Genomic DNA, 14,420 nt, shown 5'->3' on the forward strand with positions numbered 1-14,420 from the left:
TATAATAGAGAAAGTAGGGAAATAAATGAAACCACAATTAAAATCTTTACAAGTGTATTCGGCTGGATTATCTGATGAAGCGTTAAAGCGTAAGACAGGATATGAAGGTGAATTTAGCAGACTAGCTTCAAATGAAAATCCGATTGGACCTACACCTAAAGTGAATGAAGTGTTAGCGGCGTCTTTAACAGGATTAAATTATTATCCGGATCCAGAAGCGAATGCATTAAAAGAAAAATTATCTACATTTTATGATGTACCGGCTGAACAGATTTTTGTCGGTGCAGGTCTTGATGAAGTTATTATGTCGATATCTCGAGCAGTACTAGTTCCTGATGGTGACGTATTAACAAGTGAAGGAACGTTCGTACAATATGCTACACATGCTCTTATTGAAGGGACGCATTTAAAAACAGTCCCACTAAATGAAGGTTGCTTTGATTTAGATGCAATGGCGGAAGCGATAACAGATAATACGAATATTATATGGATCTGTAATCCGAATAATCCTACTGGAACGCATGTATCAGAAACTGAGTTAAGAGCATTCTTAAATAAAGTACCACATTCAATTACTGTTGTATTAGATGAAGCTTACTTTGAATTTGTAGATGCAGAGGATTATCCAGATGGCGTTAAGTTATTAAAAGAATATCCAAATTTAATCATATTACGTACATTCTCTAAAGCGTATGGGTTAGCAGCAATGCGTGTAGGCTATGCAATGACGTCTAAAGAATATGTAAGTGAATTTAATAAGGTAAAGCTACCTTTTAATGTTACTACTTTGTCTTTACTAGCTGCTATCACAGCTTTAGAAGATCAGGTACATTTAAAGTCATATGTAGCATTCAATAAAGCACAACGTGAGCGGTTATTTGCGAAACCATATAGTAAACATTTTTTGCCGAGTCAGACGAACTTTATCCTTATTAAGACAGATCAACCTCAAGCGTTGTTTGATACTTTCATTCAACATGGTGTAATTTCTCGTCCTATGCCTATTGGTGTTCGCGTAACAATTGGACAAGAAGAAGATAATAAAAAGATTGATGCTGCTTTAACAGCATTCTTTGGGGAATAATGCTAAGCTAAACGATATGATAAACGTATCATTTAGCTTTTTTTATGTATTGATCTATAATAGAAATAAAGCGATAAATTTCTTTAAAAATATAAATGAGGTGTAAGAATGAAAAAGTCAATTGCAATTGATATGGATGAAGTATTAGCGGATACGCTGAAGAAAGTAATTTTTCAATTTAATGAAAGCACTGGAATGTCTTTAACGAAAGAAGATTTATATGAGAAAAAACTACGTACTGAATATCCAGAGCATGTCGATAAATTAGATGAATTATTACTTGATCGTGCATTCTTTAGAGATTTAGAAGTTTTACCTGATGCAATTCGTGTCGTTGAACGATTAAGTGAACACTTTGATGTTTATATTGCGACAGCAGCGATGGATGTTCCAACTTCGTTTGATGCGAAGTATGAATGGTTGCGCGAACACTTTCCTTTCTTAGATCCGCAACATTTCATTTTCTGTGGGAATAAAGGTGTAGTGGGAACGGATTATCTTATCGATGATAATCCAAGACAACTTGCGGTTTTCAAAGGTACCGGTTTAATCTTCGATGCTGTACATAACCAAAGTATAAAGGAATACGACAGAATGAAGAGCTGGCTGGATGTTGAAAAGTATTTCTTTGAAGATTAGTTAGATAAATTAATATTACATTAAAAGGCAGGTGACTTTTATCACCTGCCTTTTACATTATTCATTAATTACAACGCGATCTGTTGCTGTGAGTATTTTAAGTTTACGAGGTATTACTTTAATTGAAAGCGGTGTTTTAAGATCAATTTCGCCATCCACATCGACATCCATCTCTTTATTTGTATTGATCGTAATATTTTCTCCCGAATAATGTTCGATATTCTGGCTGATTTCATTCCAGTTAATTTCTGACTTCATAGCAATCATTTCAGTAAATAGCTTCAAACCACTTTCTTTGAAGATAAATACATTTAGCTTGCCGTCATTAGGTGATAATTCTAATAAAGGAATTTTATTTCCTCCGATGAAAGCACCATTTGCTACAATAATCATAGAAGATTCTCCATGATATCTTGAACCATCAATCTCGATATCATATTTAAAGAAAGTTGGGTTTGTTACATTCTTTATTGTTGAAAAAAGATAGCTGAATTTACCGATTTTACTTTTAGCTTCCGGATCAACACTATTTGAATTCTCAACAATTAGTCCCATACCGGCAAAATTAAGTGCATATCTCTCGTTTGTTTGCATAACATCATAATATTTCACTTCTGCTGTTAATAATTGCTCTACCGCTCTTACTGGGTTTGGAAGAAGATTTAAAGTTTTTGTAAAGTCATTAAAAGTACCGCCAGGAAGTATACCGATTGGTACATGATGATTTCCATCAATAATACCGTTAATAAGTTCATGAACAGTACCGTCACCGCCAAGTATAAGGTAAATATCATGTTCTGACTTACCTTCTTTAAGATATGTATATATTTCACCTTGTTCTGCACTGCGATAAATTGTTAAATGATCGATAAATCTTGTTAAACTTTTAGATACTTCACCGATGATTTGATGAACATCTCCTTGTCCTGCATGATCATGATAGAATAATATACCTGTTTTAAATTTTTGCATAAAGTTTCACCCCATTCTTAACATTTTATCATATCCTACTATTCCCGTTTTATATTTGATTAATCAATATTTATAACGCATATTATGCAATGTGTATATTCAGAATTAATGACGCTAAGATAAGCGATCAATACCAATACTTCAGAAAAGAAAATTAAATAGTTGATATATAAAATATACTGTGATATATTTTATATATCAACTATTTAATTAATGGAGGAATTAAAAATGCATAAACATATTATTAATGGTTACGTAGCAAAAGACATTCTTAAAAGCAGCTTACCAAAAGTGAAAAATGATGAAGCAATGGCTCAACAGTTCAAAGAAGGATTTAATTTATCACCAGGTATGATGAAGATTGCAGGATATTTTGAATTTATCGGTTCTATCTTCTTAATGTTATCTGTGTTCAATAAAAAATTCGCACGTATTGGTGCAATTTTAATCAATGTCATCATGCTAGGTGCGATGTATAATCATTTAAAAGCTGGACATGGTGTTAAATCTATTGGTGCTGCCGGGAAATATTTTGTATTAAATGTGGTTACATTATTTGATTCATATAGAAAATAAATAATCCGCATAAAATGTGAAAGTTGGGGTCTTATTTATTAAATCATATCAAAATAATGACATTAAAGTTCATTTCGAAGCTTCTAGATTTGAAATCAGAGGGTGATCAATTATTCTATACGAAATCATAAGCGGCGCGTGATGAAAAGACTGCATATTATAAATCATACTGAAGTGTCTAGCGAACTGTAAGGGCAACATGTCGGTCAATCTCTAGTAAATCTTGCAGCAAATTATGCGAGAGAAAACAATTTGAAAGTTATACCTGTATGTCCGTTTGGGAAACAGGTTATGACAAATGATAGTAAATATGATGACATTCTTGCAAAAGCCTGAGAATAATTTTAAAGGGTGACATTTATAACATGAAGGTGAGAAAGAGATTAAAATGACGATGAAACATATTGTAAACAAAGGTAGTAATGATACAACATTGTTGTTATTACATGGGACTGGTGGTAATGAACAAGACATGTTACCACTTAGTGGTTTAATTGATAATGATGCAAACGTATTAAGCGTAAGAGGAAATGTCAGTGAGCATGGTATGCCTCGTTTCTTCCGCAGAATCGCTGAAGGTATATTCGACGAAGAAGATTTAGTGAAACGTACACACGAACTTAATGATTTTATTACAACAGCTGCTCAGGAGAATAATTTAAACCGTAAAAATGTTGTAGCAGTAGGATACTCTAATGGTGCAAATATTGCAGCAAGTTTAATGTATCATGATAAAGATGCATTACATGCAGCGATTCTATTCCACCCAATGGTACCACTTCGCAACATTGAATTACCTGATTTATCAGGTAAGAAAGTATTTATCGGTGCTGGGGTGAATGATCCAATATCACCGAGACAAGAAACTGAAGAACTTGCACAAGCATTAACAGCGGTTGGTGCAGAAGTTGAGATTTTCTGGCATCAATCAGGACATTCTCTAACACAAGAAGAAGTCCAGCATGCTGCTGAATGGTATAAATCACTATAAAATAAATAAGCCCTGAAGATGCAGACATTAAACGCTACTGCATCTTTCGGGCTTTTATTTTAATTTTTTTTGCGATTCTTGGTGATTATTGAAAAAGTATCCACCGATAAAAAGCAAAAGTAACAACAAACCTACACGTAAAAGTTCAGGAATCATAATGTCTATCCTTTGTTAAATTTACATACACCATCGAAAGCATTTATTAATCCATTACATGCTCGAAAAGTGAAATCAGGTTTATTCTGGGGGACGCACAATTAAAACGATTGTTGAGTGTACTGGTAAAGAAATTTGTGAAGAATGGCTATATCATATGGGTGTACCAGAAGTTTTTGGTTCAGTATATGATATACGCATATTACTTCATGCTATTTCGGTATTAAATAATGGTAAGAAGTTAGAAGAATTGGATATGCCATTCTATGAAAAGATTGTAGAGAAAAGACGCATCAAAAAAGTAAAAGACACTTTTATTGAAGAGTTGCTTGAAGAAGCTAAACTAATATAAAAAATAAAAGATAAGGACATTGAACAATATTCAATGTCCTTATCTTTTATATAATTATTGGTTAAGTAAGATTAATTAGTGTATACCTTGCATCTTTCTAGAGATAAATCTACTTAATAAGAAAATAATAACAAACAATGCTATTGCTAAACTTCCAATAAATAAGAAGTAGTTCGCATAACCAAGTGGCTCGATTAATTTAACTAATTGAGCGTTAATACCTTGTGCTGTCGCATTTGATAGGAACCACAAGCTTAACATTTGAGAGTTAAACGCAACAGGTGCTAATTTAACTGATGTTGAAGAACCTGTTGGTGATAAACAAAGTTCACCGATGACACAGATAAAGAATGAAGCAACTAACCACATTGGGTTAATTAAATTCGTAGAACTTGCATCTTGGGCAGGGATAACCATGATTAAGAAACTGATACCTGCCATTAATATTCCTATCGCAAATTTAATCGGAGTAGATGGATTAAATTTACCTAATTTAGACCATAAAGCAGAAATGACAGGTGCTAAAGCGACAACAAATAATGGATTCAGTGACTGGAACCATGCCGCAGGTACTAAGTAATCAATTCCTGAAACTTTATTAAGGTCGAGCTGAGTGAATTTCGCAGCAAATATCGCTAAAGTATTAGCACCTTGCTCCTGAATAGACCAAAACATAACGCTGGCTAAGAATAACGGTACATATGCTACTAATCGTGAACGCTCGATTTCGGTAACATCTTTACTACTATACATTGTTGTCCAGTAAATGATTGGAAGAACTACGCCTAGAATAGTTACTATTATTGAGAAAGTATTAAAGGTAAGGAATCCACTATAAATACCGATAGCAACAAGTAAAACGATGACTAAAAATCCAATTGAAAATAATTTTTTGTATTTTGATTTTTCTTCACCTTCAAGAATATGTGTTGGTTCAACACCAACGAATCCTAAAGACTTACGGTTAAAGATAACATATGCAATTAAAGCTAATGCCATACCAATCGCAGCGGCTAAAAACCCGATGTGATAGTTATATTGCTTTTGTAGTTCACCAACTATTAATGGTGATAAAAATGCACCCATATTCACTGACATATAGAAGATTACGAAACCAGCATCCATACGGTTGTCATTTTTGTGATACAAACCACCCAATACATTTGAAATATTAGGTTTCATTAAACCTGATCCAACAATAATTAAAAACATTGAAGCTAAAAATGCAGGAATACCAAATGGTAAACTCATTGCAATATGTCCAAGCATAATGAGTATTGCGCCATAGAGTAAAGCACGTCTTGAACCTAATATACGGTCAGCAAGCCATCCACCTAAAATTCCAGTCATAAAGATTAAAGCACCATACATTGACCCTATACTCGCAGCTGTCGTCTCGTTCATTCCTAAACCGCCGTTTGCTACTGTATCAAACATGTAGTAAACTAATATCGCTCTCATACCATAGTAACTAAAGCGCTCCCAGAATTCGACGAAGAAAAGAATTCCTAAGCCCTTTGGATGGCCAAAGAAACCAGTTTGAGGTACACTTTCAACCATCTGTTCTCTTGTATACTTCATTTTTTCATCCCTTTCGAGTTATAAATATTTCGAAAATTTATATTATTTTAGAACATTATTTTACCATTATTATTGTCACATTCAATCTTTCAGTTAATAGTCGAAATTTTCTAAACAAGGCTTGTTCAATTGTTTGTAACAATCATTATTTTTACAATTATATATTTATAAAAAAAATATATTGCAATAAAAAAGAAGCATACTTAATCGTATGCTTCAATAGTAATTGATTCTTTATTAATGAATACCACGCATGAATTTTTTCATAAATGGACTGACAAGCAATAGAACAACAGCTATAGCAAGTGTTACTAAACCGATATTGTTAAAGTACTGGTGATTTTCTACAGCTTCATAATAAAGTACAAGTTTACTGTTAACTAATTGTGCTACTGTATTTGCCAGGAACCATACACTCATCATTTGTGATGCATAAGCTTGTGGTGCTAATTTCGTAGTAACAGATAAACCCGTAGGTGATAAGCAAAGCTCAGCCATTGTTACTAGAAGATAACTAAGGATTAACCAACCTGGATTCATTAACTGATCGCCATTATGTGTTAACGGATAAACCATTACTAAATAGCTCATTGCCGCTAGGAATAGCGCGATACTGAATTTAATGACTGTCGGTGGATTAAATCGTCCGAGCTTAATCCATAACCAGGCAAATAATGGTGCTAAAGTTACAATGAATAAAGGATTCAGTGACTGGAACCACGCTGCCGGGATTTTAAAATCAATTGCATTATTTGTTAAGACACCTAGATTAAGCTGCGTATTTTTATCAGCAAAATGTGCAAGTACTGTTGATCCTTGTTCCTGAATAGACCAGAATGTAACAGATGCTAAGAAAAGGGGCACATATGCAAATACGCGTGCTTTTTCATCTCTCGTAGTTTTCTTCGATACGATCATTGTAATAAAGTAATAGAATGGTAACGCCATCCCAATTACTGTTACAAAGTTCATAAAACTTTCAAGTGACAAATTACCCATAAGTCCTGTAACTAAGAAATAAAGCAGGAATGCAGCTATAACGATACCAGTGATTGTAATTGTTTTCTTTTTATCAGTTTCCGTCACTGGATTAGGAACATCTAAGCCTGAAAGTCCTAATGTTTGTTTAGAACGTAACATAAAGATGATTAATCCAAAGAACATACCAACAGCTGCGACTGCAAATCCATAATGGAAGCCTACATTATCTTGTAACCAGCCAACAAGTAATGGTGAAATTAATGCACCCATGTTAATTGACATAACAAATAGTGTAAATGCTGAATCTACCTTTGGATCATTTTTTTCGTATAATTCTCCTACATTTGTTGAAATATTTGGTTTTAATAATCCTGTACCCAAAATGATGAATAACAATGCAATAAGTAATAAAGTGAAGTTGTTTGGTAAAGATAAAAGTATGTGACCAATCATGATAAGGATTGCGCCATATAGTATTGCTTTACGTGTACCGATGAATCTATCAGCTAACCATCCACCGATAACACCACTCATATAAATTAATGCACCGTAGATAGATACAATTTGCATCGCAAATCCTTCATCTAATCCAAATCCACCTTTATTCACAGAATAATAAAGATAGAATAAAAGAATAGCTTTCATTCCATAATAACTAAATCTTTCCCAGAACTCAGTCAGCATTAAAGTGAATAAACCTTTTGGATGACCGAAGAAACCAGTTCTCGGCATACTGTTGACCACTTCTTCGCGCGTGTGTTGCGCCATACCATTTCCCCCTTGTTTCAAATAAAGTTGTACAAATAAAAGACGAATAGTTTATACAAATAAACTATTCATATATAATACACTTATTTTAATTTTAAGACAATTCAACTTTTTGAATAGTAATCATTTAAGTAGATAAAAAATTATTAAAATAATCACTCATTAATCAATTTAACAGATAAATAACAAGCATTTTCATATTGATAACAAGAAATAAACTAAGGATACTTTCTTATAAGAAGTATCCTTAGTTCATATTAAAAAAGCAAATTTATCTATTAGTAATTGTTTCAGGATATAGATCATGGTTCATTAATCTATAATTCGCGATCTCTTCATATTTCGTCCCTGGACGTCCATAATTTGTATAAGGATCAATTGAAATTCCACCACGTGGCGTGAATTTTCCCCATACTTCGATGTAGTGTGGATCCATAAGATCAATTAAATCATTCATAATAATATTCATACAGTCTTCATGAAAGTCACCATGATTTCTAAAGCTGAATAAATAAAGTTTAAGAGATTTTGACTCGACCATCTTTATATTTGGGATGTAGCTGATATAGATGGCTGCAAAATCAGGTTGACCTGTAATAGGGCAAAGGCTAGTGAACTCAGGACAATTGAATTTTACGAAATAATCTCTGCCCTGGTGTTTGTTATCGAACGATTCTAAAATTGATGGATCGTATTCATAAAGATATTTATTGTTTTGATTACCGAGTAATGTGATATCTTGTAGTTCTTCTTTTTGTCTGCCAGTCATTTTCTGCCTCCGATATTTTTGATTGTTCTATTATAATAGATATCTCGACATATGTAAAAAGACATATATACACCTTTAGTGAAGAGAAGTTGTTATTTAATATCATTTTTTAAATGAAATTTCAACAGAATTTTATAGAATTAAATTTCATTATTAACCTTACAAATTTTCAAGTCAATTAAATATAGTCGTATCAATGGATTAAAAATTTTGATGAAAAGTCAACATTAAAATTAATTTTTTTTGGAGTTGTTAAGATTGAAAAGCAATTTTTAAGTGCTATAATTAATCGTATATCTTGTGTGTGTGTTTTCAACATACCACTATATCTTGTGTTGAAAAAGAAAAATAACACAAGATAATATTAAACTAAAAATAGAAAATTACGTTTCATAATACATACATAATGGTTTGAAATGTTTCATGTTTGTTTAGTGATATTCCTTACAGTTAGGAGTGAGGCAAATGTTAATTGTATATTATTCATTAACAGGGAATGTACGCCGTTTTATTCAAAAGTCAGGACAACCTCGCGTGATACCTCTTGAAACTGCGATGGAAGAAGGTGTGTCAGAACCATTTATCATAGTCACGGGTACAATTGGTTTTGGACAGGTTCCAGATGCAGTATCGCAGTTTTTAGAAAGATATTATCATCATTTAGCGGCAGTAGTAGGAAGTGGAAACCGTAACTGGGGGCAAAACTTCGGCAAAGCTGGTGATACCATTAGTGCAACATACCACGTTCCGCTTCTTATGAAGTTTGAACTTCATGGAAATAATCGAGACGTAGAATTATTTAATAAAAAGGTGGAAGAATGTTATGAAAACAGTAGAAGAGAAGCAATACAATCATATTGAATTAAATAACCAGGTTACAAAGCGCCGTGAAGATGGTTTCTTTGATTTAGAGAAAGATCAGGAGGCATTAGCTGTTTATCTAGAAGAGATTCATGACTTTACAATCCATTTTGATACGCCATTAGAGCGTTTACACTTCTTAGTGGATCAGGATTTTTACTATAATTTGTTTGAAGAATATACGGAATTAGATTTACTTGAAATCATTAAATATGCTGAGAACATTCCTTTCCAATTTGCGAGCTACATGTCAGCAAGTAAATTCTTTAAAGATTATGCCTTAAAGACAAATGATAAAAAGCAATATTTAGAAGATTATAAGCAACATGTGATTATCGTAGCATTATATTTAGCAAAAGGTGATAAAGAAAAAGCGAAAGCTTTAGTCTCAGCTATGATTGAACAGCGTTATCAACCGGCTACACCGACATTTTTAAATGCAGGTCGTGCGCGTCGTGGTGAACTTGTGTCTTGTTTCTTGCTTGAAGTTGATGACAGTTTAAATTCAATCAACTATATCGATTCAACAGCGAAACAATTATCTAAAATTGGTGGCGGTGTAGCGATTAACTTATCAAAGTTACGTGCACGTGGTGAAGCAATTAAAGGTATTAAAGGTGTAGCAAAAGGTGTGTTACCTGTAGCGAAAGCTTTAGAAGGTGGATTTAGCTACGCTGATCAATTAGGACAACGACCAGGTGCGGGAGCTGTATATTTAAATATATTCCATTATGATGTATTAGAATTTTTAGATACTAAGAAAGTTAATGCGGATGAAGATTTAAGACTATCAACAATTTCTACGGGATTAATCGTTCCATCGAAATTTTTTGAACTCGCTAAAGAAGGAAAAGAATTCTTTATGTTCGCACCGCATACAGTAGAACGTGAATATGGACAAACGTTAGACGATTTAGATATCGAAGTAATGTACGATGAGCTTGTTCAAAATCCGAATGTGGTGAAGAAATCAAAAGATGCACGAGAAATGTTAAACTTAATCGCCCAAACACAGTTACAGTCAGGGTATCCTTATTTAATGTTTAAAGATAATGCGAATAAAGTACATGCGAATTCAAATATTGGGCAAATTAAGATGAGTAACTTATGTACTGAAATCTTCCAGTTACAAGAAACTTCAGTAATTAATGATTATGGGACAGAAGATAAAATTAAACGTGATATTTCATGTAACCTGGGTTCCCTCAATATCGTTAATGTAATGGAATCTAAGAAATTCCAGGATTCAGTACATATCGGTATGGACGCATTAACGACAGTTAGTGATGCTGCTGACATAAAGAATGCACCAGGTGTTGCAAAAGCAAACCGTGAACTACATTCTGTTGGACTAGGTGTTATGAATCTACACGGATACTTAGCGAAGAACAAGATTGGCTATGAAAGTGAAGAAGCGAAAGAATTTGCTGCAACATTCTTTATGATGATGAATTATTATTCAATTGAACGTTCAATGCAAATTGCAATGGAGCGTAACGAACGTTATGCGGATTTTGAAAAATCAAACTATGCAACAGGTGAGTACTTCGTGAAATACGAAACGACAAATTATGCACCGAAATCAGAAAAAGTGAAAGTTTTATTTGAAGGTATGGATGTACCGACACAAGCGGACTGGACAGCATTAAAAGAAGCTGTTATGAAAAATGGTTTATTCCATGCATACCGTTTAGCAATTGCACCGACGCAAAGTATCTCATATGTTCAAAATGCAACAAGTTCAGTAATGCCGATTGTTGATCAGATTGAACGTAGAACATATGGTAATGCAGAGACGTTCTATCCAATGCCATTCTTATCTCCGGAGTCTATGTGGTTCTACAAATCAGCATTCAATACGAACCAGATGAAATTGATTGATCTAATCGCGACAATTCAGGAACACGTGGATCAAGGGATATCAACAATTTTATTTGTAAACTCTGATATTTCTACAAGAGAACTATCAAGACTTTATGTCTATGCGCATCATAAAGGACTAAAATCTCTATACTACACACGTAATAAATTATTAAGTGTAGAAGAATGTACGAGCTGTGCAGTGTAATATATGTATAAATCATAAACTATAATGAATAATTAAATTTTAAAGAGGCCGTAAGGTCTCTTATTACTGCTTTTAAAATTACTTATATAAAGGACTGACAAAATGAAAGCTGTTAACTGGAATACACAAGAAGATATGACGAATATGTTCTGGCGTCAAAATATCTCACAAATGTGGGTAGAGTCTGAATTTAAAGTATCGAAAGATATAGCTAGCTGGAAAGAGTTAACTGAAGATGAGAAATACACATTTAACCATGCACTTGCTGGTTTAACTGGTCTTGATACGCATCAGGCAGATGACGGTATGCCGTTAATCGGATTACACACACAGGATCTACGTAAAAAGGCAGTGTACTCATTTATGGGCATGATGGAACAAATTCATGCAAAGAGTTATTCACATATTTTTACGACATTACTACCGTCTTCTGAAACAAATGATTTATTAGACAACTGGGTAGTCAATGAACCGCATCTTAAATTTAAATCCGATTTAATCGTTGGTCGTTATCATAAATTATGGGCTCAAGATGCTTCAATATATGATCAGTACATGGCACGTGTAGCATCAGTATTTTTAGAGACATTTTTATTCTATAGTGGATTCTACTATCCGCTGTATTTAGCTGGCCAAGGGAAAATGACGACTTCAGGAGAAATTATTCGTAAAATTTTACTTGATGAATCAATTCATGGCGTATTTACAGGTCTTGACGCACAAAGTCTTCGCAATGAATTAACAGATGATGAGAAGCTACGAGCGGATAAAGATATGTATGATATGCTTCAGAAATTATATGCGAATGAAGAAAGCTATACGAAGATGCTGTATGATCGTGTAGGTTTAACTGAAGATGTCTTAAATTATGTACAATACAATGGGAATAAAGCATTAGCGAATTTAGGATTCGAACCGTACTTTGACGAAAAGGATTTCAATCCGATTATTGAAAATGCTTTAAATACATCTACGAAAAATCACGATTTCTTTAGTGTTAAAGGTGATGGATATGTTATTGCATTAAATGTTGAAGCCTTGACTGATGAAGACTTTGTCTTCGAAAATTAAATTAATTTGACAAGCTAATGACAAATTTTGCATTAGCTTGTTTTTTTATACTTTGTCACATTTTGTACATTGATTACCAGAATAATGTTCACGATAATAATATGGACATTAAATTTTAGGGGGATAATAATGAAGAAATTATTCATCATTGCAGCTAGTACTTTATTGCTCTCTGCATGTGGCCAGGAAACAAAACAAGAAGGTCATGAAGGACACGGAACTCATTCAGAATCAAAATCAGTAACACCATTAACAGTGGATTTAAATGTGCCTGCTAAAGCAAAAGCAGGGGATTCAGTAAAGATCACTGCAACTGTTAAACATGGTAAGGCTTTTGTAAATGAAGCGGATGAAGTGATGTTTGAAATCATCAAAGATAAAGATATGAAAAATTCTGTAAAAGAAAAAGTTAAGAAGGCTAAAGATGGTGTTTATACTTTAGAATATACGTTTAAAGACAAAGGGAATTATAATGTCATCAGTCATGTGACTGCGCACAATCAACATACGATGCCAAATGCAGTTATCGTAGTTGAATAAGTTCTAAAAATTACTATTTTTTATAATAAATAAAAAGGGATGTGGACACTAGTGTCCATATCCCTTTTAAATTTTTTCACCAATAACTCGAACTTCAGGCTGTAATTCAATGCCGCTATTTTCTAATACGACCTTTTGTACATGCGCAATCATTTCTTCATAATCTGTTGCAGTACCATTATCGACATTTACAATAAAACCAGCATGCTTTTTAGAAACTTCAACGCCTCCCATACGATAGCCCTGTAACCCAGCTTCCTGTATCAGTTGACCGGCAAAGTGTCCTGTCGGTCTTCTAAATACACTACCACAAGAAGGATATTCTAAAGGTTGTTTATCCTCACGACGTTCTGTTAAGATATCCATTTGAGATTGAATTAAATTAATATCCCCACGTTGTAATTTAAATGTTGCTTCAAGTACGACATAATGCTCTGACTGAATAATACTTGTTCTGTAATCTAAAGCTAGCGCTTCATTCGTTAAGGTAAGGATTTCCCCGTGATGATCGACAACAGTAGCACTTTCAATCACATCTTTGACTTCACCACCATAAGCACCAGCGTTCATATACACAGCACCACCAACAGAACCAGGTATTCCACAGGCAAATTCTAATCCCGTTAAATGATGATCACGTGCAATGCGCGATACATCAATGATTGCCGCACCACTGCTTGCAATAATTGTGTCGTATTCTACCTGGACATCTGTTAACCCGAGCAGGCTGATTACAATACCACGTATGCCACCATCTCTGATGATAATATTTGATCCGTTGCCGAGGAAAGTTACTGTTATATTGTTTTCATTAGCATACTGAATTGTTTTTTGTATTTCAGAATATTTTATCGGCGTAATATATATATCAGCATTACCACCTGTTTTTGTATACGTATAATTTTTTAATGGTTCATTCATTTTAATAAGAGTAGGATCAATAATTGTACTCAATTGTTTATATATTTCAGTTACTTGCATTCTTATTACGCCCTTTCGGTGAATTCAAAC

Annotated in this window: 14 protein-coding genes and 1 pseudogene; 10 read left to right on the forward strand and 5 right to left on the reverse strand. The window is 33.6% G+C overall.

The window, feature by feature from the left end; all coding sequences use genetic code 11:
• Nucleotides 1–25: 25 nt before the first annotated feature.
• Both hisC and HT586_RS03620 read left to right on the forward strand, forming a co-directional pair.
• Nucleotides 26–1,084: a histidinol-phosphate transaminase gene (gene hisC, locus HT586_RS03615; protein ID WP_203546335.1), complete on the forward strand. Its 1,059-nt coding sequence runs from the start codon at nt 26–28 to the stop codon at nt 1,082–1,084.
• 108 nt (nt 1,085–1,192) lie between these two features.
• Nucleotides 1,193–1,723 carry a 5' nucleotidase, NT5C type gene (locus HT586_RS03620; RefSeq protein ID WP_096077130.1) on the forward strand — a complete coding sequence of 177 codons (531 nt, stop codon included), beginning with the start codon at nt 1,193–1,195 and terminating at the stop codon, nt 1,721–1,723.
• 57 nt (nt 1,724–1,780) lie between these two features.
• Here the strand turns inward: HT586_RS03620 and HT586_RS03625 are convergent, their stop codons facing one another.
• A complete protein-coding gene (locus HT586_RS03625) occupies nt 1,781–2,695 on the reverse strand; it encodes a diacylglycerol/lipid kinase family protein (protein ID WP_133353933.1) in 915 nt (304 codons plus the stop codon).
• A gap of 228 nt (nt 2,696–2,923) precedes the next feature.
• On the opposite strand from HT586_RS03625, the gene HT586_RS03630 reads away from it, so the two are divergent.
• From HT586_RS03630 to HT586_RS03645, 4 genes and pseudogenes are all read left to right on the forward strand, one after another.
• Complete coding sequence (locus tag HT586_RS03630) at nt 2,924–3,271, forward strand: DoxX family protein (RefSeq protein ID WP_133353934.1); 348 nt, start codon at nt 2,924–2,926, stop codon at nt 3,269–3,271.
• Between the two features lie 204 nt (nt 3,272–3,475).
• A pseudogene (locus HT586_RS12590) lies at nt 3,476–3,607 on the forward strand (GNAT family N-acetyltransferase); the annotation flags it as partial.
• A 58-nt stretch (nt 3,608–3,665) separates the two neighbouring features.
• A complete protein-coding gene (locus HT586_RS03640; RefSeq protein WP_203546535.1) occupies nt 3,666–4,262 on the forward strand; it encodes an alpha/beta hydrolase in 597 nt (198 codons plus the stop codon).
• Nucleotides 4,263–4,518: 256 nt separating this feature from the next.
• Nucleotides 4,519–4,770, forward strand: coding sequence for an oleate hydratase (locus HT586_RS03645; RefSeq protein WP_203546536.1), 252 nt, complete (start codon nt 4,519–4,521; stop codon nt 4,768–4,770).
• 75 nt (nt 4,771–4,845) lie between these two features.
• Here HT586_RS03645 and HT586_RS03650 read toward each other — a convergent pair whose 3' ends face one another.
• The 3 genes from HT586_RS03650 to queF form a co-directional block, all read right to left on the reverse strand.
• Nucleotides 4,846–6,351 (reverse strand): peptide MFS transporter, encoded by a 1,506-nt coding sequence (locus HT586_RS03650; protein ID WP_188018204.1) that lies wholly within the window; start codon nt 6,349–6,351, stop codon nt 4,846–4,848.
• A 237-nt stretch (nt 6,352–6,588) separates the two neighbouring features.
• Nucleotides 6,589–8,100 carry a peptide MFS transporter gene (locus HT586_RS03655; protein ID WP_188018203.1) on the reverse strand — a complete coding sequence of 504 codons (1,512 nt, stop codon included), beginning with the start codon at nt 8,098–8,100 and terminating at the stop codon, nt 6,589–6,591.
• Between the two features lie 271 nt (nt 8,101–8,371).
• Nucleotides 8,372–8,869 (reverse strand): preQ(1) synthase, encoded by a 498-nt coding sequence (queF, locus tag HT586_RS03660; protein WP_096077122.1) that lies wholly within the window; start codon nt 8,867–8,869, stop codon nt 8,372–8,374.
• 465 nt (nt 8,870–9,334) lie between these two features.
• Between queF and nrdI the strand changes: the two genes are divergently transcribed.
• The 4 genes from nrdI to HT586_RS03680 all read left to right on the forward strand — a co-directional run bounded on the left by nrdI (nt 9,335) and on the right by HT586_RS03680 (nt 13,409).
• On the forward strand, nt 9,335–9,730 hold the full coding sequence (gene nrdI, locus HT586_RS03665) for a class Ib ribonucleoside-diphosphate reductase assembly flavoprotein NrdI (RefSeq protein WP_203546336.1): 396 nt from the start codon (nt 9,335–9,337) through the stop codon (nt 9,728–9,730).
• Nucleotides 9,693–11,798 (forward strand): class 1b ribonucleoside-diphosphate reductase subunit alpha, encoded by a 2,106-nt coding sequence (gene nrdE / locus HT586_RS03670; protein WP_203546337.1) that lies wholly within the window; start codon nt 9,693–9,695, stop codon nt 11,796–11,798. Before nrdI ends, nrdE begins: the two co-directional genes overlap by 38 nt.
• Nucleotides 11,799–11,900: 102 nt before the next feature.
• Complete coding sequence (gene nrdF, locus HT586_RS03675; RefSeq protein WP_096077119.1) at nt 11,901–12,869, forward strand: class 1b ribonucleoside-diphosphate reductase subunit beta; 969 nt, start codon at nt 11,901–11,903, stop codon at nt 12,867–12,869.
• Nucleotides 12,870–12,998: 129 nt separating this feature from the next.
• Nucleotides 12,999–13,409 (forward strand): FixH family protein, encoded by a 411-nt coding sequence (locus HT586_RS03680; RefSeq protein ID WP_203546338.1) that lies wholly within the window; start codon nt 12,999–13,001, stop codon nt 13,407–13,409.
• A 66-nt stretch (nt 13,410–13,475) separates the two neighbouring features.
• Here the strand turns inward: HT586_RS03680 and murB are convergent, their stop codons facing one another.
• Nucleotides 13,476–14,390 (reverse strand): UDP-N-acetylmuramate dehydrogenase, encoded by a 915-nt coding sequence (gene murB / locus HT586_RS03685; RefSeq protein ID WP_188018201.1) that lies wholly within the window; start codon nt 14,388–14,390, stop codon nt 13,476–13,478.
• Between the last annotated feature and the right edge of the window lie 30 nt (nt 14,391–14,420).

This window comes from Macrococcoides bohemicum (assembly GCF_016865215.1).
GTDB lineage: Bacteria > Bacillota > Bacilli > Staphylococcales > Staphylococcaceae > Macrococcoides > Macrococcoides bohemicum.